Raw genomic sequence first — 23,162 nt, forward strand, 5'->3', positions numbered from 1 at the left:
CTTAAACTTGAGTACACGATAGACAGCTCACGCCGTAGGCATCGGTCCGGGGGAGGGGAACCCTCGGAAAGGTACCGCGGCAAATCTTCAAGGACGTTTACCTATGCGCAAAAGCACTTCCCCGAGCAAGGCTCGCAAGGGCCTTGCTGTGGCCGCAGTACCTACCGCCATCGCCGTGGGTTTGGCCCTGCTGCCAAACGCCACCGCACAATCTTCTGTAGGCGATCTCTCTTCCGCAATCGGCGGCGATTCCAGCCTGTCCGATCATTTCGCACCGAAGGATCCACCCGCCCGCACCCCGCTGAACACCGAATACCCGGATGTTAAGGGCCTGCCGGAGGGCGTGAAGATCAACCGCGTGGAGTACCTAACCAACCGCCACTTGATGGTCTACATCAAGTCTGCGGCGATGCCGGACAAAGAGCAGAAGGTGCAAATCCAGCTCGCCCGTGACTGGTACTCCCACCCAGAAAAGAAGTTCCCAGAGGTATGGGCACTGGATGGCCTGCGTGCACGTGACGATGAGTCCGGCTGGACCATTGAAACCAATATTTTGAACCAGTACGCCGACCGCAACGTCAACCTGATCATGCCGGTAGGCGGCGAGTCTTCCTTCTACTCGGACTGGGAGCAAGCAGACCGCGGTAAACACTATATGTGGGAGACCTTCCTGACCAAGGAATTGATCCCGATCCTGGACAATGAGTACCGCTCCAACCACAAGCGCGCGGTAACCGGCCTGTCCATGGGCGGTACTGCCGCGATGAACCTGGCTGAGCGCAACCCGCACCTGTTTAGCTTCGTGGGTTCTTTCTCCGGCTACCTCGATACCACTACGCGTGGCATGCCGGAAGCCATCATGGCTTCGCAGCGCGATGCCGGCGGTTATGATTCCCGCAAGATGTGGGGCCAGCCGGGCTCCCAAAACTGGATCGACCATGATCCAAAGCTGGGCATTGAAAACCTGAAGGACATGAAGGTATATGTCTCCGCAGGTTCGGGCAAGGATGACTTTGGCAACGCCAACTCCGTGGCTAAGGGCCAGGCAAACCTCGCTGGCATGGGCTTGGAGGTCATCTCCCGTATGTCCACCCAGACCTATGTTGATTATGCGAAGCGCGCCAAGATTGACCCTGTGGTTAAGTTCCGCCCATCCGGCGTGCACAGCTGGGAATACTGGCAGTTTGAGATGCAGCAGGCATGGCCATACATCGCAGATGCATTGCAGATGGACAAGGCCGACCGCGGTGCGGACTGTGAGGCAATCGGAGCCATCGCTAAGGAGACCAAGAGCGGCGTTATTGGCTCTTGCTTGAATAATGAGTACGACGTCGCTAAGAAGGGCAAGGCCCAGGACTTCGAGTCTGGCACCGCTTACTGGTCCCCAGACACCGGTGCGCATGCCCTCTTCGGCCGCATTGGTGCTCGCTACGCCGAAATCGGCGGACCAACCTCCTGGCTTGGCTTCCCGAAGACCGGCGAGTCCAAGACGCCAGATGGCAAGGGCCGCTTCGTGCACTTTGAGCACGGCTCCATCTACTGGTCCCCGGAGACTGGCGCTTGGGAGATTACCGGCGATATGTTCCAGGCTTGGGGCAAGAATGGCTACGAAAAGGGCGACCTGAAGTACCCGACCGGCTCGGTAAAGAAGGTCGGTGAGGGCTACATGCAGGAATTCCAGGACGGAATCCTTACCCGTAACCCGGATGGCTCCAACCAGGTAGTACACGGTGCTATCGGCGCCAAATACAAGGACATGGGCGGCGCGGAGTCTGCGCTCGGCTTCCCGACGTCAGGAGAGAACGCCGTCAATGGCGGCTTCTTCCAGACCTTTGAAAAGGGCAGCATCTACTGGTCCCCGAAGACTGGTGCGCACTACATTCTGAAGAGCAAGATTATGGACCGCTGGGGCCAGGCTGGCTGGGAGCAGGGCGAGTTCGGCTGGCCTACCTCTGACTACTCCGAGATTGCCGCTGGTGGCTTGAGCCAGGAATTCCAGCACGGCAAGATCAGCGAGGTTCTGGGCCAGGTTCGGACCGAGAAGAAGTAGTCATGCGCAAGCTAGTAGTAGTGGGCGCGGCGCTGTGCTTGACCCTTGCGGGGTGCGGTTCTGCCACGGTGGATAGCGAACCTTCGCAAGAGACCGAGGTCGCGCCCCTCGAGCGGGAGTCGGAGGCCCCTACCTCTGCGGAAGAGACATCCTCTAAGTCGCAGGAAGACCGCGGTGCGCGTGAGATCTCTGAAATTCCCACCGCCGAGCTGCCGGAATCGGAAGCCAAGTACCTAGGCAGGCTAAAAGACGCCGGCGTCAACGTTGATGGCGTAGAAGATCAGCTCCTCGGCGCGGGCAAAGCAGCCTGTGATGAGAATGATGTCACCCTCTCTGCGGTCGCCGGCCAGCTTGTTGAGCAACAGCGCACCACGATGGGCTTTGAAGAGCTTTCTAAGCTGATTACGGATTCCGCACGTACAGGGATTTGCTAGGTTCACCTGGTACAACTAATCCATGAGAAAAACCATCACCGTTGTCGCAGTCCTCGTCGTTTTAGCTGTTATCGGCGTGGGCGCGTCGCGTTACCTCAATAGTGGAACGGATGACTCCCCAGCTCCGCATTCCACGGAGCAGGCTGCGCCACCGCCACAGCAGCCCGAGTGGTGCCCGCGCGTGGAGTTCATTTCCGCCCCGGGTACGTGGGAATCTGCGGCTGACGACGATCCCCTTAATCCTTCTGCCAATCCGCGCTCGTTTATGCTGTCTATTACGAAGCCATTGCAGGAGGCCTACGGGGAGGACGTGAAGGTATGGACCCTTCCTTATACCGCGCAGTTTAAAAACATCAATGCACAGCATGAAATGAGCTACGACGATTCCCGCAATGAGGGAACCGCCAAGATGAATGATGAGCTGCGCAGTGTGCATGAGAGCTGCCCGGCAACCAAATTCATTGTGAGTGGCTTTTCTCAGGGGGCGGTCATTGCAGGTGACGTTGCCGATGAGATCGGTGGCGGCCAGGGTGCAGTGCCGGCGGAAAGCATTGCAGGTGTGGCCCTTATTGCAGATGGTCGCCGCCAAAATGGCGTTGGCCAAAACCCAGGCCGCAAGGTCGGCGGCGTGGGTGCGGAAATTGCCCTCCAGCCGGTATCCGGTTTAGTTCAGCCCATCGTTCCGGGTGCGTCCATGCGTGGTGCGCGCCCGAATGGGTTCGGTAGCTTGGCGGATCGGACCTTCCAGATTTGTGCGCCCAATGATTCAGTCTGTGATGCCCCGCCAAACGTGTCTACTGCGCTGGAGCGCGCGCAGGGTTTGATTGCCGCGAATGGCGTCCATGCGCAGTACGCCTCTAATAGTGGTGTCATTGATGGCACGACGGCTAACCAGTGGGTAGTGGGCTGGGCCCGACAGCTTATCGACGCCGCGTAACAGCAATTCCCCACCCTCCGATAGTTTTATTAAAGAAACCATTCACTTAAGGAGATTCCATGGATCTGAAAGCGCAGATGGGGCAATTCCTAGCGCCCGAGTTCAGTTTGGCCCAGCTGGCAGAAAGGCTCTACCAGGCGGAGACTGACCCAGACCGTGTGGTTATGCGCCAGTGGATCTACGGTGAGGAAGAAACCTGCCGGGAGCTTAGCCGCGCGCAGGTCAATAAACGCATCAAGGTGGTGGCGGCGCGACTGCAGCAGGTAGCAGATCCGGGCACCCGCGTTGCCATCTTGGCTGGTAATTCACCGGAATACGTCTTTGGCTTCTTGGGTGCACTGTACGCGGGTATGGTGCCGATTCCGCTTTATGACCCCAATGAACCGGGCCACGCGGACCACCTGGAGGCGGTATTCGGTGATTGCGAACCGCCTATCGTGGTGACGAATCGTGTTTCTGCCGCCGCTGTGCGTAAGTACTTCTCTGCCCAGCGTGAGCGCCCGCGGATTATTTCCCTCGACGCTCTTCCTGATTCCTTGGCTGGTTCTTGGACACCCGTGGAGGGAAGCGCGGAGGACATCGCTTTCCTGCAGTACACGTCTGGGTCCACTCGGACCCCGGCCGGCGTGGAGCTCACCAACCGAGCGATTATCACCAATGTTGCGCAGATCTTCCAAGCACTGCAATTGCAGATGCCGGCTCGCATCGTCTCCTGGCTGCCAATGCACCACGATATGGGCATCATTTTGGCCGTATTCGTTACCATTTTGGGCTTGGACTTCGAGATGATGACCCCACGCGATTTCATCCAACACCCAGACCGCTGGATCCGGCGTTTGACCGCCGGCGAGCAAGCTACGTACTCCGCTATCCCCAACTTTGCGCTGGAACTGGCCGCGCGCCATGCCAAGGATGCTGATTTCTCGCACGTAGCAGGCATCATTATCGGCTCAGAGCCGGTAACGGAGGCGGCCGTGGATTCCTTCTTGAATGCCTTCAGCGTGGATCGTTCCGTGCTGCGCCCGTCCTATGGTCTGGCAGAGGCGGCGCTTATTGTATCTACCCCGCAAACCGACAAGCGCCCAGTCATCTCCCACTTCAATCGTGCCGAACTGGCCGCGGGACGCGCCATCATCGAGGATAAGTCCGACGCGACTGTGGCCTATGCGTCCAATGGGCAGTGCGTGCCGCATCAGCACCTTGCCATCGTGGACCCGGAAACGCGCGCTGAGGTCAAGGACGGCGTAATCGGTGAAATCTGGGTGCATGGTCCCAATATGGCTACCGGCTACCTCAATCGGCCTGAGGAAACCGCCGTGACCTTCCGCAATACCTTGGGTGAGCGCCAGCAGGACGGCCTGCCAGAAGACGATTACTGGATGGCAACCGGTGACCTAGCCGCCATCGTGGATGGTGAGCTTTATATCACTGGCCGCCTGAAGGACCTCATCGTCATCGCTGGGCGCAATCACTATCCGCAGGATATTGAAAGCACCGTACAAGCAGCGTCCACGCAGGTGCGACCGGACTCCGTTGCCGCCTTCTCTGTGGAAGGCAAGGATTCTGAATCTCTCGTATTGTTGGTGGAGCGCGCCGATGATGCGCAGCCGGCCGGCGATGCAGAGGCGTCCGCAGTCATCCGCACCGCCGTCACCTCGCATCATGGAATTACGCCAGATGACATCGTGTGGAAGGCCCCAGGGGAAATCAACCGTACTTCTTCCGGCAAGATTGCGCGCCGTGTAGCTAAGAAGAACTATGTAGGGATCTGATTTATCGCTAACAAAGTGACAAAATATAGCGATATACCCTCTTGCCAGTTAATAACTTCTCGTAATGAAAGACCTTTTATGACCATCGAGCAACTGCGAGCATGGCTGCGTGACTGGGTCGCCCAGGCCACCGGTGTTTCCCCAGAAGAGATCCTAGATTCCAAGCCCCTGGAAAACTATGGTCTTTCTTCGCGGGATGCTGTAGTGCTATCTGGCGAACTGGAAAATCTACTCGGTACCCGCCTCGATGCCACCGTGGCATACGAGTACCCAACCATCGAATTGCTGGCAAATCGCCTGTTGAACGCTCCAGCGCCTCAGCCTGAGGCGCACTCTCCTCGCATAGCGCATGGAGCCGATGTCGCGGTTATTGGTCTTTCGGGCCGCTTCCCGGGTGCAAAAAATGCCCAGGAATTCTGGTCCATGCTGGCCGAATCCCGCGCCGGAACAGGTCCACTGCCGGTAGGACGCTGGTCCGAGTACTCGGCGGACCCTGTAATGAGCGAGAAGATCGCCCAGCAAAATACCGATGGTGGCTATATCGAGGATATTGCTTCCTTCGACGCTGAATTCTTTGGTCTTTCTCCACTCGAAGCCGCCAATATGGACCCCCAGCAGCGCATCCTGTTGGAGCTGGTGTGGGAAGCGCTAGAAAACGCTGGTGTTCCTGCCAACGAGCTGCGCGGCACGCAGACTGGTGTGTACATGGGCTCGACCAATAATGACTATGGCATGCTCATCGCCGCCGATTCTGCCGAGATGCATCCTTATGCGCTGACCGGTATTTCTTCGGCTGTGGTGGCCAATCGCATTTCCTATGCCCTGGATTTCCGCGGCCCTTCCATCAATGTGGATACGGCCTGCTCCTCCTCCCTCGTAGCCGTCAATCAGGCGGTGAAGGACTTGCGCACGGGAAGCGCGGACGTGGCGCTGGCCGGTGGCATAAATATCCTCGCCGCTCCCCACGCGTCGACGGCGTTTTCTGAATTGGGCGTTACCTCTCCGACGAGTGCCATTCACGCTTTTTCTGACGACGCCGATGGCATCGTGCGCGCCGATGCCGCTGGTGTCCTCGTCCTCAAGCGTTTGGAGGACGCGGAGGCGGACGGCGACGATATCTTGGCTGTCATTAAAGGCTCAGCCGTCAACTCCGATGGCCACTCCAACGGCCTGACCGCCCCGAACCCGGAAGCGCAGGAAGATGTGCTGCGCCGCGCCTATGCCGATGCGGGCGTGAATCCGCAGGACGTGGACTATATCGAAGCGCACGGCACTGGCACTATCTTGGGCGATCCGATCGAGGCCTCTGCATTGGGGCGTGTGCTCGGCGTGGGGCGCGGGGACGATACTCCTATTTTGCTGGGATCTGCCAAAACCAATATTGGCCACTCCGAATCCGCCGCGGGTGTGGTGGGCCTCATCAAGGTCATCCAGGCAATGCGCAATGATGTGATTCCGGCGAATATCAACTACACGGCGCCGAACCGCTATATCGATTTCGAAGCAGAGCGCCTAGAGGTAGTCGAGGATCCGCGCGAGTGGCCCGAATACTCCGGCCGCAAGATTGCTGGCGTATCCGGTTTTGGCTTCGGTGGCACCAATGCACACGTCGTGCTCACCGATTACCGCGGCACCCCTGTCGAGCGCGAGCCGCAGCTTTCCACGGAAATGGTCGCGTTGCCGGTTTCTGGCCTCTTGCCATCGCGCCGGGCACGCGCTGCGGCCCTGTTGGCGGACTTCATTGAGGCGGAAAAGCCCGCGCTTGTCGACGTCGCCCGTACCGTCGCCCGCCGCAATCACTCCCGCTCCCGCGTCGTCGTGATGGCTAGCTCTACCGAAGAAGCGGTCAAGCGCTTGCGTCAGGTGGCTGAGGGCAAGGTATCCGTCGGTATCGCTGCTGCGGATTCGCCGCAGGTTCCGGGCCCGGTATTCGTGTACTCCGGTTTCGGCTCCCAGCATCGCAAGATGGCTAAGGACATGATTGCGCTTTCGCCACAGTTCACGGCCCGTTTGGAAGAGCTAGATAAAATCGTGGACTTTGAGTCCGGATGGTCCATCTTGGACATCGTCAACGACGATGCTCAAACATATGACACCGAGACCGCCCAGGTAGCCATTACCGCCATCCAGATTGCATTGACGGACTTGCTCGCTTCCTTTGGTGTGCGCCCTGCCGGTGTGATGGGCATGTCCATGGGCGAGATCGCAGCGGCCTATGCCGCGGGCGGTATTTCCGCCGAGGACGCTATGGTGATCGCCTGCCACCGCGCGCGGTTGATGGGTGAGGGTGAGGCGTCGCTAAGCGATGCCGAACAAGGAGCCATGGCCGTAGTCGAGCTCTCTGCCGAGGATGTTGCCGCGCTTGATGGAAACATCGAGCCTGCCGTGTATACCGGTCCAGGTATGACCACCGTGGGCGGCCCGCGCCAAGAGGTGCTGGACCTGGTGGAAAAGCTCGACGGTGAGGGCAAGTTCGCTCGCGCGTTGAATGTGAAGGCCGCAGGACATACCTCGGCCGTGGATCCCATCCTGGGAGAGCTGCATGCGGCCATTGCCGGCATGGAAGCCAAGCCGCTGCACACCCCGCTGTTTTCCTCCGTGGATAAGGGCACGGTCTATCGTCCTGGAACCACCGTGCATGATGAGGATTACTGGCTGCGCATGACCCGCCACTCGGTCTACCTGCAAGATGCCACCGAGGCAGCCTTCGCTGCCGGGCACAACCAGCTGGTAGAAATCTCGCCGAACCCGGTTGCGCTCATGGGGCTCATGTCCACCGCCTTTGCGGTGGGCAAGGCCGATGCGCAACTGCTGTATGCCCTAAAGCGCAAGGTAGATCCCACCGAGTCTCTCCTCGACTTGCTCAGCAAGCTCTATGTCGCCGGCATGCCGGTGGATTTTGGTGCGGTCTTTGGTTCTGGCGCGCGCGTAGAGGCGCCTTATACCCAGTTCAACCGCCAACGTTTCTGGACCAATGCCCGTCCATCGGCCGGCGTTTCTGGCCTGCCGGGCGCACGCGTTAACTTGCCAGAAGGCAAGGTTGCCTTCTCCACCAATGCGGACCAAGCGCCATCCGCCCTGGCCATCGTCGAGGCTGCGGCCGAGGCCGTCAAGCCAGGAGCACGCATCATCGCCACCGAGGAACACGCCGATTTGCCACCGCACGGCGAGGTCACCACGGTGGTAAATCAGTCCATCGGCGGTATGTCCGTGGCTGTCTACGCTGTTCGTGGTGCACAGACAGAGCTGGTGGCGGAAGGCTTTGCCTCCGCTTTGGATTTGGGTGCGGCGCCTATTCCAGGCGTGGCTGAGGTGCCCGAAAGCGCGCCTGCAGCGACGGAAGAAGTCGATGCCGTGCGCTGGGATCCCACGGAGGAAACCGTGGAGGACCGCCTCGCGCTCATCGTTTCTGAGTCCATGGGCTATGACGTATCCGACCTGCCGCGAGAGCTGCCACTCATTGACTTGGGCTTGGATTCCCTGATGGGTATGCGCATTAAGAATCGCGTGGAAAATGACTTCCAGATTCCGCCGCTGCAGGTGCAGGCGCTGCGCGACGCCTCCCTGGCGGACGTCATTGCCATGGTGGAAGAGGCCGTAGCCGGCGGTAACGTAGATACCAGCGAGATTGCTTCCGAGGACACTCCTGCGCCAGAAGAAGATGAGCCGGGCCAGGGCGTGGGTGTTGCCCCGCGCGATGCCTCCGAGCGCATGGTCTTTGGCACGTGGGCTACCTTTACCGGCAAGGCCGCGGCGGGAGTGACCTCTGCACTGCCCAAGATAAGCGACGAGGTTGCTAGCAACATTGCCGAGCGCCTTACCGAACGTGCAGGCATCGAAGTCACTACCCAGCAGGTCCACGAGGCTGAGTCCTTGGAGAGCCTGGCTGACTTGGTCCGTGAGGGACTAGAGACCGAGGTAGAGGGCAATATCCGCGTGCTGCGCGAGGCCGACGGCCCCGCTGTATTCATGTTCCACCCAGCCGGTGGCACCACGGTGGTCTACCAGCCACTGACCCGCCGCCTGCCCGAGGATGTGGCTGTCTACGGAGTCGAGCGCATCGAGGGTTCGCTAGAGGAGCGAGCCAAGGTATATGTCGAGGACATCCTGCACTACGCTCGTGGCCGCAAGGTCGTGCTCGGCGGTTGGTCCTTCGGCGGCGCGCTGGCCTACGAGGTGGCCTACCAGCTGCATCAGCGCACCCAGCGCGGCCAGGATTCGGCGGACGTGGCGTTCATCGCGCTGCTGGATACCACTCAGCCGTCGAACCCGGCTCCGGATACGCCGGAAGAAACCCGTGCCCGGTGGGAGCGCTACGCGGCCTTTGCCAAGAAAACCTACGGACTGGACTTCGAGCCGCCGTACGAGATGCTGGAGACCATGGGCGAGGATGCGCTCATGACCATGCTGGCGGAGTTCCTCGCTACTACCGACGCCTCCGAGCACGGCCTTGCCGCCGGCGTTCTAGAGCACCAGCGCGCTTCCTTCGTGGATAACCAGATTCTGGCCAAGATCGACTTCCACCGCTGGGCCGATGTCACCGTGCCGGTTCTGCTTTTCCGCTCCGAGCGCATGCACGACGGTGCGATCGAGCTGGAGCCGCGCTACGCTGAGATTGACCCTGACGGAGGTTGGGGAGTTATCGTTAAGGATCTAGAAATTGTGCAGCTGCAAGGCGATCACCTTGCGGTACCGGACGAGCCGGCCATCGGCATCGTGGGCAAGCATATGAACGAATGGATCGAGGAGAAGGTACGTGGCGGCCAAGCAGACAACCGCTGAGAAACTCGCTGACCTGCGTGAGCGCCTAGATAAGGCGCAGGACCCAGGCAGTGAGCGCTCCCGCAAGCGCCGCGACGAGGCTGGGCGCACCACGCCTCGTCAACGCATCAATGAACTGCTGGATGAGGGTTCCTTCGTTGAGACGGGTTCCTTGGGCAAGACCCCCGGCGACCCGGATGCTATCTACTCCGATGGCGTGGTCACCGGCTATGGCCGCATCTCCGGCCGGCCCGTGTGCATCTACGCTCACGATAAGACCGTCTACGGTGGCTCTGTCGGCGTGACCTTTGGCAAGAAGGTTACCGAGGTCATGGATATGGCCATTAAGATTGGCTGCCCTGTCATTGGCATTCAGGATTCCGGTGGTGCCCGTATCCAGGATGCGGTGACCTCGCTGGCCATGTACTCCGAGATCGCCCGCCGCCAGCTGCCGCTGTCCGGCCGCAGCCCGCAGATTTCCATCATGATGGGTAAGTCCGCTGGCGGCGCCGTCTATGCTCCTGTGACCACGGACTTTGTGATTGCCGTGGACCAGGAAGCGGAAATGTATGTCACTGGTCCCAACGTGATTCGTGAGGTCACCGGTGAGGACATTACTTCCGCCGAGCTGGGTGGAGCTCGCCAGCAGGAGCTCAACGGCAACGTTTCGGCCGTCGTTCCCTCTGAGGAAGACGCCTTCGACATGGTGCGCGATCTCTTGGACCACCTGCCGCTAACCTGCTTTGATGAGGCCCCGGAATTTGCCGCGCCTGCCGACGCCGACGTGGCCGAAGACGAAGACCTTAACTCCTTTATGCCGGATGACACCAATGCCGGCTACGACATGATGGACTTGTTGACCCAATTGGGCGATGACGAGGACATCATTGAAATTCAAGAGAACTTTGCGCCCAATATGATCACCGCCTTTGGGCGCATCGATGGCAAGACGGTGGGATTTGTAGCCAATAATCCCATGCACCTTGCAGGCTGCATTGATGCGGACGCCGCCGATAAGGGCGCACGTTTTATTCGCATCTGCGATGCCTACAACACTCCGTTGGTCTTCGTGGTGGATACTCCGGGCTACCTACCAGGCGTAGAGCAAGAAAAGGTCGGCCTTATCCACCGCGGCGCCAAGTTTGCTTTCGCCGTGGTAGAAGCCACCGTGCCCAAGGTTTCGCTCATCGTGCGCAAGGCCTATGGCGGTGCTTATGCCGTGATGGGGTCGAAGAACCTGACCGGTGATATCAACTTGGCGTGGCCAACCGCACAGATCGCCGTTATGGGTGCCGCAGCCGCCGTGGTGATGATCGCCGGTAAGCAGCTAGACGCCGCCGAGACCCCTGAGCAGCGCGAGATGACCAAGAAGATGTTCATGGACTTCTACGATGAGACCATGACCGCTCCCTATGTTGCGGCTGAGCGCGGCTATTTGGACGCCATGGTTCAGCCGAGTCAATCCCGGTTGGCTCTCCGCCAAGCGCTGCGGCAGCTGGCAACGAAGCAGGAAAGCGATCTGCCGAAGAAGCACACCATTGCCCCGATGTAACGTCGTGTGCTTGGATGAGCGATAGGAGTATAAAGTCCCAATCCTAGTCAAGGAGCTATTTATGATTCTATCTAGTGCTGTGGATATCATCAGCGAGATCATTGGTTTCGTAGCCGATATTCTCAATCAAGCAGGCGTACCGGTAAGCTCCAAGTAAAACGAGCAAAAAATAAGGAGGGTTCAACCCTCCTTATTTTTATTTGCGGGCGAAAAGCCGCCAGCCAAAGAAGAATAGTGCCGACATAACGGTTGCCACGATGAGGAAGCTCCAGTGTGGTAGCCGGCCATTGACCAGCATCCACAGGGCCATGCCGCCCACGATGGTGCTTAGTCAGACGACGCCGCCTTCCTTCCACTTGCCCTGCACCTTGGCGGCCAGGATGATAGCCCAGCCGATGAGCGCGCCGATGGCCCATGGCCAGAAAGCATCAACCCAGGTGGAAAAACTTAGTCCGCCGTGGGCGAGACGGGCGGCCACAGCAAAGAGCATCAAGGCGATGATATCGATGACGGGGGCGATTCTCATGCGTTTTCCTTTCGATTCAAGGCGGCGTAAGTAATGCCCTTGCGAGCATAGTGCCAGAAGTAGATTACCCAGCCAATGATGGTGATAAGGGCAAAGGAAATCAGCCGATAAATGATTGCCGCACCGGTTGCATCCACCGCGGTCATACCGGTGGCAACCAGGGTAGCGATAATGGCGGCCTCTACCGTGCCCAGGCCGGCGGGCGTGACCTGGGCGGAGCCGGCCAGCTTGGCGGTAAGATACGCTAGCGCCACACCGGCCATAGTCGTAGTGTCTTCACCCGCATGCAGGGCAGGGAGGTGGCCGGTTACGGCCCAGACACAGCCCCAGAGCGAGACCATATCGATGAGGCGGTTGGCTAGGGAGTAAAAGGAAACCCAAGCGAATTGGCGGCCGGTGAGGTGAACCTCTTCTAGATTCTTTACCTGGTCCACGATGGCTTCGCGCTTGGAGCCCTTAACGAGTTTCTGGCGGTTGAGCCAGCGAATGATGGTGTCTGGGTGATTGGTCAGCCAGAAAAGGCCGCCGGAAAGCGCCAGCATGAGCACCAGGGTGCCAATGAGGGACCACAATGCCATGTCAGCATTGAGGAAGAGCACGCCGCCCAAGCCGATGAGTACGAGCCACATGGTGGAAATGGCCGAAGACAGCACGAAGAACCACCCACAGAGCATGACGGAAGCACCCCACGTGCGCTGCACGTAGAAGGTGAGGATGGCGGAAAAGGCCGGGCCCGCTGGAAGCGTGGTAGACCAAGCATTAGCCGCCAGCGTGAGGGCGGCCGTCTCTGAGGCTGGTACGTGTACGCCCCCGGCGCGAATGAGCAGGCGCATAACCTCGCCCATGGCAAGGACTGCCACGATTGAGGCGATGACCACCAGTGCTACCGCAGCCGGGTCAGAATGAGACAGCCGCGAGAAGCCTTCGCGCAGGAAGTCCAACTCATCGCGGAAGACATAAATCAGGATAAGCAGGACGATGAGCGAGACGATAAGCCGCAGCCAGTTCTTCACTTATTTATCTCCTTCGAGGCGTTGTTTGAGCTCAGAGAAGGGAACAGTCTTGCCGCGGTGTCTAGCGCCACCAGTCAAAGCAGTAGTGGCGTGGCGCAGCCAGCTAGGTGCCCACCAGTTATCCTCGCGCAGCAGGTGCATGACGGCGGGGACAAGGAGCATGCGGACAATGGTGGCGTCGATAAGCAGGGCAAAAATCATGCCATAAGCGATGTATTTCATCATCACGATATCGGAGAAGCCGAAAGCGCCACAGACCACGATCATGATGAGCGCCGCCGCAGTGATGATCCCACCCGTATGCGCGGTGCCGGCCGCAATGGCCTCATCGGTGGTGGAACCACGCCGTCGCGCCTCCACCATGCGGGAGACCAAGAAGACCTCATAGTCGGTGGACAGGCCGTAAACAATGGCGATGATAAGCACCAAAATGGGGCTCATGAGCGGGCCAGGGGTGAAGTTGAGGGCGCCCGAGCCAAGGCCAGCGACGAACATCAGGGTCAAAATGCCCAGCGTTGCCCCCAAGGTCAAAAGCGTCATCACGATCGCCTTGAGCGGGAGCACGAAGGAACCGAAGACCAACGCCATGAGCAGGAACGTGGCTAGCACCACGTAGAGTGCCATCCACGGCAGCTTATGGAAGAGCGCATCAAGGGATTCCACTTCCATGGCAGGCGTGCCTCCCACGTACAGGTTCACGCCCTCGGGTGCCTTTACTTGTTCCAGTTCGTGGACAATCTTCGCGTAATCATCGCGGTCTTTAATGCCGGCGGAAAGAACTGTCGTGCCGTCCTTGGTGGCTGTTGTCGGCGCCATGGGCTCGGTGAGGCCATTGAGGCCACGGACTTGCATGACGACGTCGACAAGCTGCTGGTTAGACGCATTTTCCACGACGAGCTTTACCGGCTCCGTGCGGAAGGTAGGGAATTCCTCATTGAACCTATCCTGCGCCACACGGGTTTCCTGGTTGGGCGGTAAGTAAGACTCGTTGATGCCGCCGAAGGTGATACTCATGATGGGCAGGGTAAGTGCGATAAGCAGGCCGCACACGGCGATGGTCAACCCGCGGGCATGGCGCATTGCCCAAAGCGGCAGCTTGTACCACCAGGTGTCTTCGATGGTGCGCGCCGTCCGAGAGGTGCGGCGCACAGACCAGGTATCGATCTTGGGGCCGAGCATGCCAAAAATTGAGGGCAGGACGGTGACCGAAAGCAGCGCTGCTAGACCCACGGCGGAAATGGAGCCATAAGCCACGGACTTCAGGAAGGCTTGCGGGAAGAGAAAGAGCCCCGAAAGTGCGACGGCGACCATGGCTGCCGAGAAAACCACCGTTTGGCCGGCAGTCGCGGTGGTGGTAGCAACGGCCTCCTCGGAGGAGCGACCCTTATCCAGCTCTTCGCGGAAGCGCGAGACCATAAAGAGACCGTAATCGATGGCTAGGCCGAGGCCCAGCAGCGTGACAACGGCCTGAGCAAAGACATTGACCTGGGAAAATCCCGCCAAGATGGACAGGATTCCCAAAGACCCCAGGATGGAGAGGCCGCCGACGATGAGCGGCATGCAGGCCGCAACGACGGAGCCAAAAACCACCAGCAGGAGGATGCCCACCAAAGGAAGCGCGGCCTTTTCGGCGCGGGAGATATCGTGGGACATGCCATTATCTAGGGCATCAGCAACTGCGGTAGCGCCCGCGATTTCCACTGGGGCGGAGGTATCCGTAAGCTCGCCTTGGATGGTGCGGAAATCCTTGAGTGTTTGCTCATCATCGCCTTTAAGACCGATGGCGGCGAAAGCTAGGGAGTGATCGTCATTGACTAGGTTGGGGTTCTTCGTATCGAAGTAGCTGGTCACCGAATCAATCTGCTCGGGATACTCTGCTTTCAGCTGCGCCAAGTGCTGCTTGGCGGCGTCGAAGTTCTCATCGGGGGAGTGGAAGAGCAAGATGACATCGCCGGAGTTATCGCGGCCGAATGTTTCCTCCTCGATCTGGGCCGCGCTTGTCGACGCCGCATTGGGATCCTCCCAGCCCTCTTGGCTCATGCGATCTTCGAGCTGCAAGCCAAAGCCCACGAAGAGCGCAAGGATGGCAGCGACAACGATGGCGGGGATAAGCCGGCGGTGCGCATAGGAAAAACGTCCCCATTTCTCAAACATTGGGGCAGCCTCCTAGCGGTTATTAAGCAGGGCCGCCAAGGGACGGAATGGCTGCAGCCATGCACCACCCTCGGGCAGGTTATCCAGATTCACGCGCGGTAGCGGTTCGCGGAATACGCCCTCGATGTCTTCTAGATCCACAAAATTGATATCCGCGTGGCCGACGGCCCAAGCGGCGTGCTCGTGGAATCCCAGGACCGTAACCGGAATCCCCGCGGCGATGAGCTCCTCCAAAGGCTTTTGGAAGTTTTGGCCATCGGCGGAGGCGACAATGACACCGGCCAGATCCGCACGAAGATTGTCGATGTGGTCGAGCATATCCGGATCTACGTCATCGTCTTCGTGGATCTTGGGCTTGGCAAAAACACCGAAACCCACGTTGCGGATGGCTTCTACCCATGGGCGAATGACATCTGCGCCGCCGGGGGTCACATTAGTAAAGACATCGGCGCGCGGTTCAGCATCAACGTCTTGAGCAAGATGTACCAGCCAGCGACCGATGGCGTCGAAGCGCGGGCGGTGTGCGGCGGTAGGCCGACCGCCCAGCAGGGAGCCTAGGCCCATGTCCATATTGGGTGCATCCCAGACAAGCAGATAGGTGCTCATTTATTTCTTCTCCCAGAGATACTCCGTAATCACGTGTTCTTTATCTAGGCCCTTGCCCTCAAACTTGGTGATGACCTGACGATCTACCAGCTGCGGGCACTCCGGCCATGGCCAGCCCTTGTAATCCAGGCTTGGTTCTACTTCAACTAGTTCATCGATCCACTCGGCATATCCGGCGTGGTCGGTAGCGACGTGCAGCACACCGCCCTTCTTTAACCGGGAGGCAAAAAGATTTAGGGTGCCCGACTGAATAATGCGGCGCTTGTGATGGCGCGCCTTTGGCCACGGATCCGGGAAGAAGACGCGGATTCCGTCGAGGGATTCCGGTTCAAACATGCGCATCAAGACTTCGATGCCATCGCCGCGGATCATGCGGATATTTTCGATACCCTCACGCTCAATCTGGCCGAGCAGCTTGGCAAGGCCTGGTTTGTAGAGCTCGACGGCGATGATGTTGGTATCGGCTTCTTTCGGTGCCATGGCAGCGGTGGAGGTGCCGGTACCGGAACCGATTTCCACGATCGTCTTGTCGCCGCTGCGGCCGAACCAGGAAGCGAGATCAATGACCTCGTCTTCCAGCACGCGTCCGAGCTCCGGCCAGCGCTTTTCAAAAAGTTCATGCTGGTTTTCGGTCAGCGTGCCGCGGCGGAAAGTGACGTTGCCTAGGCGCGGGTAGTCAAGCTCGTTGTGGAAAACGGCGTTGAAGTCGGTTTGTGGCGGGCGGCCAGGGGGCATTTCCCCAGCGCGGGTGTTTTGAGAATTATCTGTGCTATTCATTGCGGCCTATTTTCCCCTGCTTAGCCCCGCCAAGCAATACGCCGCGCCGAGGGATACATGTGGCGATGACATCCCGGATATAACCAGTGGGCCCAGTTGGGGGTGGTAGAAGATCGTTTCGAGGCGGAAAAGTGGGACAATGAACCCCCAGAAAGGGGGAGTGGAAAAGGCGATTTTTAACACATTACCTTCGTATGCGCTTGGTGAAGTTCTGGTTAACGTGGTGGATATAACCGGTGTGGCAAGTTCTGCGCAAATTATTCGGGCGAGCACGTTAATCTTGAGGTGGAAGGCACAGTTGGGGCTTTTCGCTCCAATTTTCACACCCACCCTCAGGAGAATTACTAATGACCGCCACTATCCCAGGGCTCGTCGGAGAGCTGCCGACTAAAAATGAAAAGCTTATCGGCTGGATTAGCGAAAATGTTGAGCTTTTCCAGCCGGACCAGGTGGTCTTTGTAGACGGCTCCCAGGACGAGGCTGACCGTTTGGCCGGCGAGCTGGTGGAAAAAGGCACGCTTATCAAGTTGAACGAGGAAAAGCGACCTAACTCCTACTTGGCTCGTTCCAACCCTTCCGACGTCGCACGTGTGGAATCCCGCACCTTCATCTGTACCGAGCACGAAGATGGCGCCGGCCCTACCAATAACTGGGCTCCGCCTGCGGCAATGAAGGAAGAGATGACGGAAGCTTTCCGTGGTTCCATGAAGGGTCGCACCATGTACGTGGTTCCCTTCTGTATGGGCCCGATTAGCGATCCGGAGCCGAAGTTGGGCGTGCAGCTGACTGACTCCGCCTATGTTGTGCTCTCCATGCGCATCATGACCCGTATGGGTGCTGAAGCCCTGGAGAAAATCGGTGCTGACGGCAACTTTGTCCACGCCCTGCACTCCGTGGGTGCCCCGCTGGAGCCGGGTGAGGAAGACGTGGCATGGCCATGCAATGACACCAAGTACATCACCCAGTTCCCTGAAACTAAGGAAATTTGGTCCTACGGTTCTGGCTACGGCGGCAACGCCATCCTGGCTAAGAAGTGCTACGCGCTGCGCATCGCTTCCGTTATGGCCAAGGAAGAGGGCTGGATGGCCGAGCACATGCTCATCTTGAAGCTGACCAACCCAGAAGGCAAGAAGTACCACGTTGCAGCTGCCTTCCCTTCGGCTTGTGGCAAGACCAACCTGGCCATGATTACCCCAACCATTCCGGGCTGGAAGGCTGAGGTCGTCGGCGATGACATTGCGTGGCTACACCTGCGCGAAGACGGTCTCTACGCCGTAAACCCGGAAAACGGCTTCTTCGGCGTGGCTCCTGGCACCAACTACGACTCCAACCCGATTGCTATGCGGACCATGGAGCCGGGTAACACCATTTTCACCAACGTTGCGCTTACCGACGACGGCGATGTCTGGTGGGAGGAGATGTCCAAGGAGATACCAGAGCACCTCATCGACTGGACCGGTCAGGACTGGACTCCGTCTTCGTCTACCAAGGCTGCGCACCCTAACTCCCGCTACTGCGTGCCGATTTCCCAGTGCCCGAGCGCCGCTCCAGAGTATGACGACTGGCAGGGCGTAAAGATCGATGCCATCCTCTTCGGCGGCCGCCGCAAGACCACCGTTCCGTTGGTTACTCAGGCTTTTGACTGGAACCACGGCACCATGATTGGCGCTCTGCTGGCTTCGGGCCAGACCGCTGCAGCAGAGGGCAGCGTTGGCACCCTGCGCCACGACCCGATGGCTATGCTGCCGTTCATTGGCTACAACGCCGGTGACTACCTGCAGCACTGGATTGACATGGGTGAAAAGGGCGGCGACCGTATGCCGTCTATCTTCCTGGTTAACTGGTTCCGCCGCGGCGACGATGGCCGCTTCCTGTGGCCGGGCTTCGGCGAGAACTCTCGAGTGCTCAAGTGGATCATTGACCGCATCGAGGGCAATGTTGAGGCCGAGGAGACCGTCGTAGGCCACACCGCTCGCGCCGAGGATATCGACCTCGAGGGTATCGACTTTGATATCGAGGATGTGCGCGCTGCTCTCGCCGTCAACCCGGAGGACTGGGAAGGTGATATGCAGGATAACGCCAGCTACCTCAACTTCCTAGGCTCCCGAGTGCCATCTGAGGTGTGGGACCAGTTCCACGCTCTAAAGGAGCGCGTAGAGAACGCCTCTTAAGCTCTAAGTTCAATAGCACCCAGCGACAGCACTGTTGCTGGGTGCTATTTTTGCAGCACCAACGTCAGATTAGAAACCGCGAATTCCCGCACACCTGGCACGCGAGTTAGCCACCAAGCCCAGCTAGGGTGGTAGCGGGGGAAGGCGAGTTTGAGCGCGCCGGTGCGCTGTGCCCAGTGGAGGCCGGCGGAACAGGGGACGTCGAAAAGCGAAGTGCCAAAGACATTCTTGGGCGGGTGACCGTGGCGGCGGGTGTAGCGATCGCGGGCAAACTCGCCGCCCACATAGTGCTCCCACAGGCCGGTCTCGTGGCCGCCAAAGGGGCCGAGCCATACCGTATAGCTCAGGATAGTCAGGCCACCCGGGCGGGTCACGCGCAGCATCTCCTCGCCCATATCCCAAGGATTGGGGATGTGCTCGGCCACGTTGGAGGAGTAGACCACGTCAAAAGAGTCATCGGCAAAGGGAAGGTTGGTGCCGTCCCCGCGCACCGAGTTGCTCAAGTGGATGCCAGCCGCAGACATTTCGCCGGCATCTGGCTCTAGTCCCACATAGTGGGCCCCGCGCCGGGCAAAAGCATCCGCAAAATAGCCCGGTCCGCCGCCCACATCGAGTACCCTCGCCCCGGGAAGCTGCACGCCCAAGTCGCGGCCGAGGTTATCTACCAGTGCGGCCGTATCTTCCGCTAGCCCACCGTAGAAAATCTCGGGGTGCGTCTGCTCAAAGCGAAAGGAACGCAACAGCTGCAAGGAGCGGCGCAGCGTGGCCATCTCACGGGTATGTCTCATAACCCACTAGGCTAATACCTCACAATGAAGATTCTTTTACTATGCTGGCGCGATTCCACCCACCCGCAAGGCGGGGGCTCGGAGCGCTACTTGGAGCGCGTGGGCGAATACCTCGCGGCGCAGGGCCACGAGGTGGTTTTTCGCACCTCCAAGCACATGAATGCCGCGCGCCGGGAGGTGCGCGACGGCGTGCGCTATAGCCGCGGTGGCGCCAAGTTCGGCGTGTATCCGCGTGCCTGGGCGGCGATGCTGGCAGGCCGTGTGGGGCTGGGTGACCTGCGCGGGGTGGATGCGGTAATCGATACCCAAAACGGCATTCCTTTCTTTGCCCGCTTGGTATCTGGAGCACCGACGGTGCTGCTTACCCACCACTGCCACCGCGAGCAGTGGCCGGTGGCAGGTCCCCTCCTGGGCCACCTCGGCTGGTTCCTTGAGTCCCGGGTGGCTCCGCGTGTGTATCGCGGCGCGCCTTATGTCACCGTTTCTGAGGCTTCCCGCGAGGATCTAGAGGCACTGGGAATTAAGGGTGCGCACATCATTGCCAATGGTCTGGACCCGGTTCCGGACCATGTGCCTTCCCTGGAGCGAGAGGCCGACGTGCACTTGGTAACGCTCTCGCGCCTGGTGCCGCATAAGCAGATTGAGCATGCCATGGATACGGTGGCGCAGACCCCGGGCGCGGTCCTGGATGTCATAGGCTCCGGTTGGTGGGAGGCTAACCTGCGTGCCTATGCCGAGGAACACGGCGTCAGCAGTCGCGTGCGCTTCCGCGGCCAGGTGACCGAGGACTATAAGCATGCCCTGCTCGCCCGGGCCGATGCCCTGCTTATGCCCTCCCGCAAAGAGGGGTGGGGCTTGGCAGTAATGGAGGCCGCCCAACATGGGGTTCCCACCGTCGGCTATACGTTTGGCCTGCGTGACAGTGTTATTAACGGTGAGACCGGCATCCTAGTAGAGCGCGAGGAAGACTTTGTTGCGGCCACCAAGCAGCTGCTTGCCGACGCCCCCTTACGCCGCACCCTCGGCTCCAACGCGCGCGATTTTGCCGCTAGCTTCTCGTGGGAGAAGACCGGCGAGCAATTCGCGGAATTGCTGCAAGGGCTAGTAGCGGACAAGCCATCCACAACGCAGTAAGCGCCCATGGAACCTGCGGCCGTGGTGCGTCCGTCTCCGCGGCTATAGCACCGTCCACGACAACCACGCCGACACCGATCCGGGACAGCTGCTTCATATCGTGTGCCTCCCATGCGCGCAGCGCCGCCCGGTACTGCGGCGAAGCCTGATCCACCACGGTCCCGTCTACGCTCAATTCCCCTGATTCCACCATGGCCACCGCCTTGGAATAGGGATCTACCGCCACACCGCCAGGCACCTCTACAAGGTTGGCGCGCTCTGGAAAGAAAGCCACTCGGCCGTCAATCTCGCGCACCAGCTGCTTATCTACTCCCGTATCCCGCGGTGCGAGCACCGCTAGCCGCCCCGGAACCGGAATCAGCTGCACTGCCGCGGCCACGGTGGCTAGTGCCGCCGGCAGGTTCGGCAGCGCACCCAGCGAGGCCACATAAAGCGGCAATGCCAGCATGGTCAGCTTTCCGCTATCGCGCAGTAGCGCCGCCCCCGGTACGTGATCGATGGACCACACCAGCACGCCGGGAACCAGCCAGAAAAACACAGCCCCGCCAAGACCAATAGCTGCCAGTATGCTCAGCCGAACGGGAACCCGCCACGCCCCGAGCAGGGCGATGATCGCCACGATGACACCGCATATCGCGAACCCGATGGCTGCTTGTGCATTCCAGATGCCGCCCAGGCGCAACAACGCGCCCCCGGTGCCGACGTGCTCTTCCGCTCGCGGGGCAAACGCAGCCACCGCCGCAGCGGTATCACCGGGCGCAGTGGGATAGAACATTCCTGGAATGGCCCACGGCAAGCACAAGACCACGCCGCCAAGTGCCACCCGCTTGCGGCAGGTCACCGCCGCGGTCACCACGGCAAAGAGCCCACCCGTAGGGGTAAGTGAAGCGCCCCACATGGCGAGCCACGCCACCCAATTGCGCTGCTTTCCGGCCCACGCGATGACCGGGAGCAGCCACGCGGCCACAGCAAGTGACCACTGGCCTTGGAGGAGGCGCTCGATAACGAAAGGATTGGCCACCGCCACCCCCATCGCGCTCACCGCGGAGGCTGTGGAGCGCGCCCAGCGCGCCGCGGTGAGCGCGGAGGACGCCGCGGCGGCAAAAATGAGCACCCGCGCCGCCCACGCGCCGCCTACTACAGCCAAGAAGCCGTCTTGCGGGGCATTGCGGGCAGGCAAACTGCCGCCGCCGAAAGCCGAAGGGGAAAGCGCCGGATGGTCAAGCAGCGCCATATCGCGCCACAGGAACTCACCGGGCAGGGCGAAGGGCCAGCACACCGCGGTCACGAGGATGAAGCCCCAGGCGAGGAGTACTAGACGCTTAGCCTTCACGGTGGCGGCGCATGTACATATAGGCAGCACAGAGCAATAGGCCGACGCCGATGGCTTTGCCCGCCCAGCCGACGACCATCAAGGCACGAATGGTGCGAATGACCGGACGCACCTCGTCGAGGCGCTCCGCGCGAGTGTCATCGGACCAGCGCATATCGGCAGCGAAGATGGAGCGATCCTCCGTATCGTTATTGGCCACCATGGTGCCGGCTTGTTTTTCGTCGGCAGCGAAGAAAATCTTGATATTTTCCCGCAGATCCACGATGGTGCCGGTGGTGGGTTCCACGGAGATATCGCGGCCGACGGTATAAAAAGGTTCCACCGTGACCCGGTCAGTGGGATCTAGGCCGAGGAGCTTGCGCGAGTCTTCGTCGTAGAATCGCTTCGCCGGACCAGAGATGCGGAAGTCCTTAGCGGCCAGCTGCTTTTCGCCGCTACCGGAATCGACCGCCTCGGTGGTGATGTTTCTGCGCATATCGGCCAGGGAAATGGGCTGAATATCGTGGTGGAAGGAATAGGTAGGGATATCGTCTAGCTTTTCCGTAGTGGTGAAGTCCACCGCCGTGGAGGATTGTGAGGCCAGATCGAAAAAGGGATAGGAGCGCTGCTCGGTTCCGGAGGGGAAAAAGTAGTTGATGCCATCTCGTTCGAAATCTGTGCGGGCCATGCCCGTGTCCACTGACGGCAGGAGGAATTCCCATTTATCCTTAGGGGCCGCCACAGGGTAGGTGGATTCTCGGTTCAACACGGAGTGCTCGGTGATTTGGGCGAGCGGAGTCTCTCCGGCGAGCAGGCGCGATAAAGAATCAGAGTGAGCGAGCGCATCGTCTTCTGCCACCTCAGCGGTCGTGGTGTTGCGCTCGATGGTGAGCAGGTCATGGTGCAGGTAGCACCAGATGGGTGCCTTCTTTTCTTGGCACTGCGGATTCTTGCTATCGCCTGTGGCCTTGGCGCCGGCGATAAAGGCGGGCGCATCCATCCACACGCCGGCAGAGGGAGCGGTCACGGTGTTGATGTTTTGGTCGAAGGCGAGGGGCCGAGTCTGATTGTTATATAGCGGTGGCACCACAGTGCCCAGCACTAAGAAAATGACGGCGGCAATGACAACCCACGCCAGTGGCGAGCGTGGCCAAAGGTAGCGTTTCATTGCAGTA

At 59.8% G+C, this 23,162-nt stretch carries 15 protein-coding genes and 1 pseudogene; 8 read left to right on the forward strand and 8 right to left on the reverse strand.

The annotated features are described in order from the left end of the window. Positions 1-103 precede the first annotated feature (103 nt). The 6 genes from WMP96_RS07045 to WMP96_RS07070 all read left to right on the forward strand — a co-directional run bounded on the left by WMP96_RS07045 (position 104) and on the right by WMP96_RS07070 (position 11,506). Positions 104-2,050, forward strand: a complete 1,947-nt coding sequence (locus WMP96_RS07045) for an alpha/beta hydrolase-fold protein (RefSeq protein WP_023027781.1) — start codon at positions 104-106, stop codon at positions 2,048-2,050. Between the two features lie 2 nt (positions 2,051-2,052). Further along, positions 2,053-2,484: a hypothetical protein gene (locus WMP96_RS07050; protein ID WP_301716238.1), complete on the forward strand. Its 432-nt coding sequence runs from the start codon at positions 2,053-2,055 to the stop codon at positions 2,482-2,484. Between the two features lie 22 nt (positions 2,485-2,506). After that, a complete protein-coding gene (locus WMP96_RS07055; RefSeq protein ID WP_301716239.1) occupies positions 2,507-3,421 on the forward strand; it encodes a cutinase family protein in 915 nt (304 codons plus the stop codon). Positions 3,422-3,480: 59 nt separating this feature from the next. Further along, complete coding sequence (locus WMP96_RS07060; RefSeq protein ID WP_301716240.1) at positions 3,481-5,193, forward strand: AMP-binding protein; 1,713 nt, start codon at positions 3,481-3,483, stop codon at positions 5,191-5,193. Positions 5,194-5,271: 78 nt separating this feature from the next. Then, positions 5,272-9,975: a type I polyketide synthase gene (locus WMP96_RS07065; RefSeq protein ID WP_301716241.1), complete on the forward strand. Its 4,704-nt coding sequence runs from the start codon at positions 5,272-5,274 to the stop codon at positions 9,973-9,975. Next, positions 9,950-11,506 carry an acyl-CoA carboxylase subunit beta gene (locus WMP96_RS07070; protein ID WP_301716242.1) on the forward strand — a complete coding sequence of 519 codons (1,557 nt, stop codon included), beginning with the start codon at positions 9,950-9,952 and terminating at the stop codon, positions 11,504-11,506. Before WMP96_RS07065 ends, WMP96_RS07070 begins: the two co-directional genes overlap by 26 nt. 196 nt (positions 11,507-11,702) lie before the next feature. Here the strand turns inward: WMP96_RS07070 and WMP96_RS07075 are convergent. From WMP96_RS07075 to trmB, 5 genes and pseudogenes are all read right to left on the reverse strand, one after another. Then, positions 11,703-12,032, reverse strand: a pseudogene (locus WMP96_RS07075) (DUF3054 domain-containing protein). Beyond that, the gene (locus tag WMP96_RS07080) at positions 12,029-13,045 is read right to left on the reverse strand and encodes a lysylphosphatidylglycerol synthase transmembrane domain-containing protein (protein WP_301716243.1); all 1,017 of its coding nucleotides are present in this window, start codon (positions 13,043-13,045) and stop codon (positions 12,029-12,031) included. Before WMP96_RS07080 ends, WMP96_RS07075 begins: the two are co-directional and overlap by 4 nt. Next, positions 13,046-15,199, reverse strand: a complete 2,154-nt coding sequence (locus WMP96_RS07085) for an MMPL family transporter (protein ID WP_301716244.1) — start codon at positions 15,197-15,199, stop codon at positions 13,046-13,048. It abuts the gene before it with no gap. 12 nt (positions 15,200-15,211) lie between these two features. Next, on the reverse strand, positions 15,212-15,805 hold the full coding sequence (locus tag WMP96_RS07090; protein WP_301716245.1) for an NYN domain-containing protein: 594 nt from the start codon (positions 15,803-15,805) through the stop codon (positions 15,212-15,214). Continuing rightward, positions 15,806-16,582, reverse strand: a complete 777-nt coding sequence (trmB, locus tag WMP96_RS07095) for a tRNA (guanosine(46)-N7)-methyltransferase TrmB (protein WP_301716246.1) — start codon at positions 16,580-16,582, stop codon at positions 15,806-15,808. Positions 16,583-16,929: 347 nt separating this feature from the next. Here trmB and WMP96_RS07100 point away from each other — a divergent pair, with 347 nt between their 5' ends. Then, positions 16,930-18,753, forward strand: a complete 1,824-nt coding sequence (locus WMP96_RS07100; RefSeq protein ID WP_340432600.1) for a phosphoenolpyruvate carboxykinase (GTP) — start codon at positions 16,930-16,932, stop codon at positions 18,751-18,753. A 44-nt stretch (positions 18,754-18,797) separates the two neighbouring features. On the opposite strand, the gene WMP96_RS07105 is transcribed toward WMP96_RS07100, so the two are convergent. Then, a complete protein-coding gene (locus tag WMP96_RS07105; protein ID WP_023020050.1) occupies positions 18,798-19,541 on the reverse strand; it encodes a class I SAM-dependent methyltransferase in 744 nt (247 codons plus the stop codon). Between the two features lie 24 nt (positions 19,542-19,565). Here WMP96_RS07105 and WMP96_RS07110 point away from each other — a divergent pair, with 24 nt between their 5' ends. Then, positions 19,566-20,675 (forward strand): glycosyltransferase family 4 protein, encoded by a 1,110-nt coding sequence (locus WMP96_RS07110; protein ID WP_284835514.1) that lies wholly within the window; start codon positions 19,566-19,568, stop codon positions 20,673-20,675. Here the strand turns inward: WMP96_RS07110 and WMP96_RS07115 are convergent. Together WMP96_RS07115 and WMP96_RS07120 are read right to left on the reverse strand one after the other, a co-directional pair. After that, complete coding sequence (locus WMP96_RS07115) at positions 20,590-22,008, reverse strand: hypothetical protein (RefSeq protein ID WP_340432604.1); 1,419 nt, start codon at positions 22,006-22,008, stop codon at positions 20,590-20,592. The genes WMP96_RS07110 and WMP96_RS07115 overlap by 86 nt on opposite strands. Further along, positions 21,998-23,155: a DUF3068 domain-containing protein gene (locus WMP96_RS07120; RefSeq protein WP_301716248.1), complete on the reverse strand. Its 1,158-nt coding sequence runs from the start codon at positions 23,153-23,155 to the stop codon at positions 21,998-22,000. The genes WMP96_RS07115 and WMP96_RS07120 overlap by 11 nt, the downstream gene beginning before the upstream one ends. Positions 23,156-23,162: the final 7 nt, after the last annotated feature.

Source organism: Corynebacterium sp. KPL4035, assembly GCF_037908325.1.
Lineage (GTDB): Bacteria > Actinomycetota > Actinomycetes > Mycobacteriales > Mycobacteriaceae > Corynebacterium > Corynebacterium kefirresidentii.

What these genes read in the sequence shown, in the direction of transcription:
- WMP96_RS07055 (WP_301716239.1), top strand. Translation starts at nt 2,507, where the DNA reads ATGAGAAAAACCATCACCGTTGTCGCAGTCCTCGTCGTTTTAGCTGTT.
- WMP96_RS07045 (WP_023027781.1), top strand. Translation starts at nt 104, where the DNA reads ATGCGCAAAAGCACTTCCCCGAGCAAGGCTCGCAAGGGCCTTGCTGTG.
- WMP96_RS07090 (WP_301716245.1), bottom strand. Translation starts at nt 15,805, where the DNA reads ATGAGCACCTATCTGCTTGTCTGGGATGCACCCAATATGGACATGGGC.
- WMP96_RS07065 (WP_301716241.1), top strand. Translation starts at nt 5,272, where the DNA reads ATGACCATCGAGCAACTGCGAGCATGGCTGCGTGACTGGGTCGCCCAG.
- WMP96_RS07110 (WP_284835514.1), top strand. Translation starts at nt 19,566, where the DNA reads ATGAAGATTCTTTTACTATGCTGGCGCGATTCCACCCACCCGCAAGGC.
- WMP96_RS07085 (WP_301716244.1), bottom strand. Translation starts at nt 15,199, where the DNA reads ATGTTTGAGAAATGGGGACGTTTTTCCTATGCGCACCGCCGGCTTATC.
- WMP96_RS07060 (WP_301716240.1), top strand. Translation starts at nt 3,481, where the DNA reads ATGGATCTGAAAGCGCAGATGGGGCAATTCCTAGCGCCCGAGTTCAGT.
- WMP96_RS07120 (WP_301716248.1), bottom strand. Translation starts at nt 23,155, where the DNA reads ATGAAACGCTACCTTTGGCCACGCTCGCCACTGGCGTGGGTTGTCATT.
- WMP96_RS07100 (WP_340432600.1), top strand. Translation starts at nt 16,930, where the DNA reads ATGACCGCCACTATCCCAGGGCTCGTCGGAGAGCTGCCGACTAAAAAT.
- WMP96_RS07105 (WP_023020050.1), bottom strand. Translation starts at nt 19,541, where the DNA reads ATGAGACATACCCGTGAGATGGCCACGCTGCGCCGCTCCTTGCAGCTG.
- WMP96_RS07050 (WP_301716238.1), top strand. Translation starts at nt 2,053, where the DNA reads ATGCGCAAGCTAGTAGTAGTGGGCGCGGCGCTGTGCTTGACCCTTGCG.
- trmB (WP_301716246.1), bottom strand. Translation starts at nt 16,582, where the DNA reads ATGAATAGCACAGATAATTCTCAAAACACCCGCGCTGGGGAAATGCCC.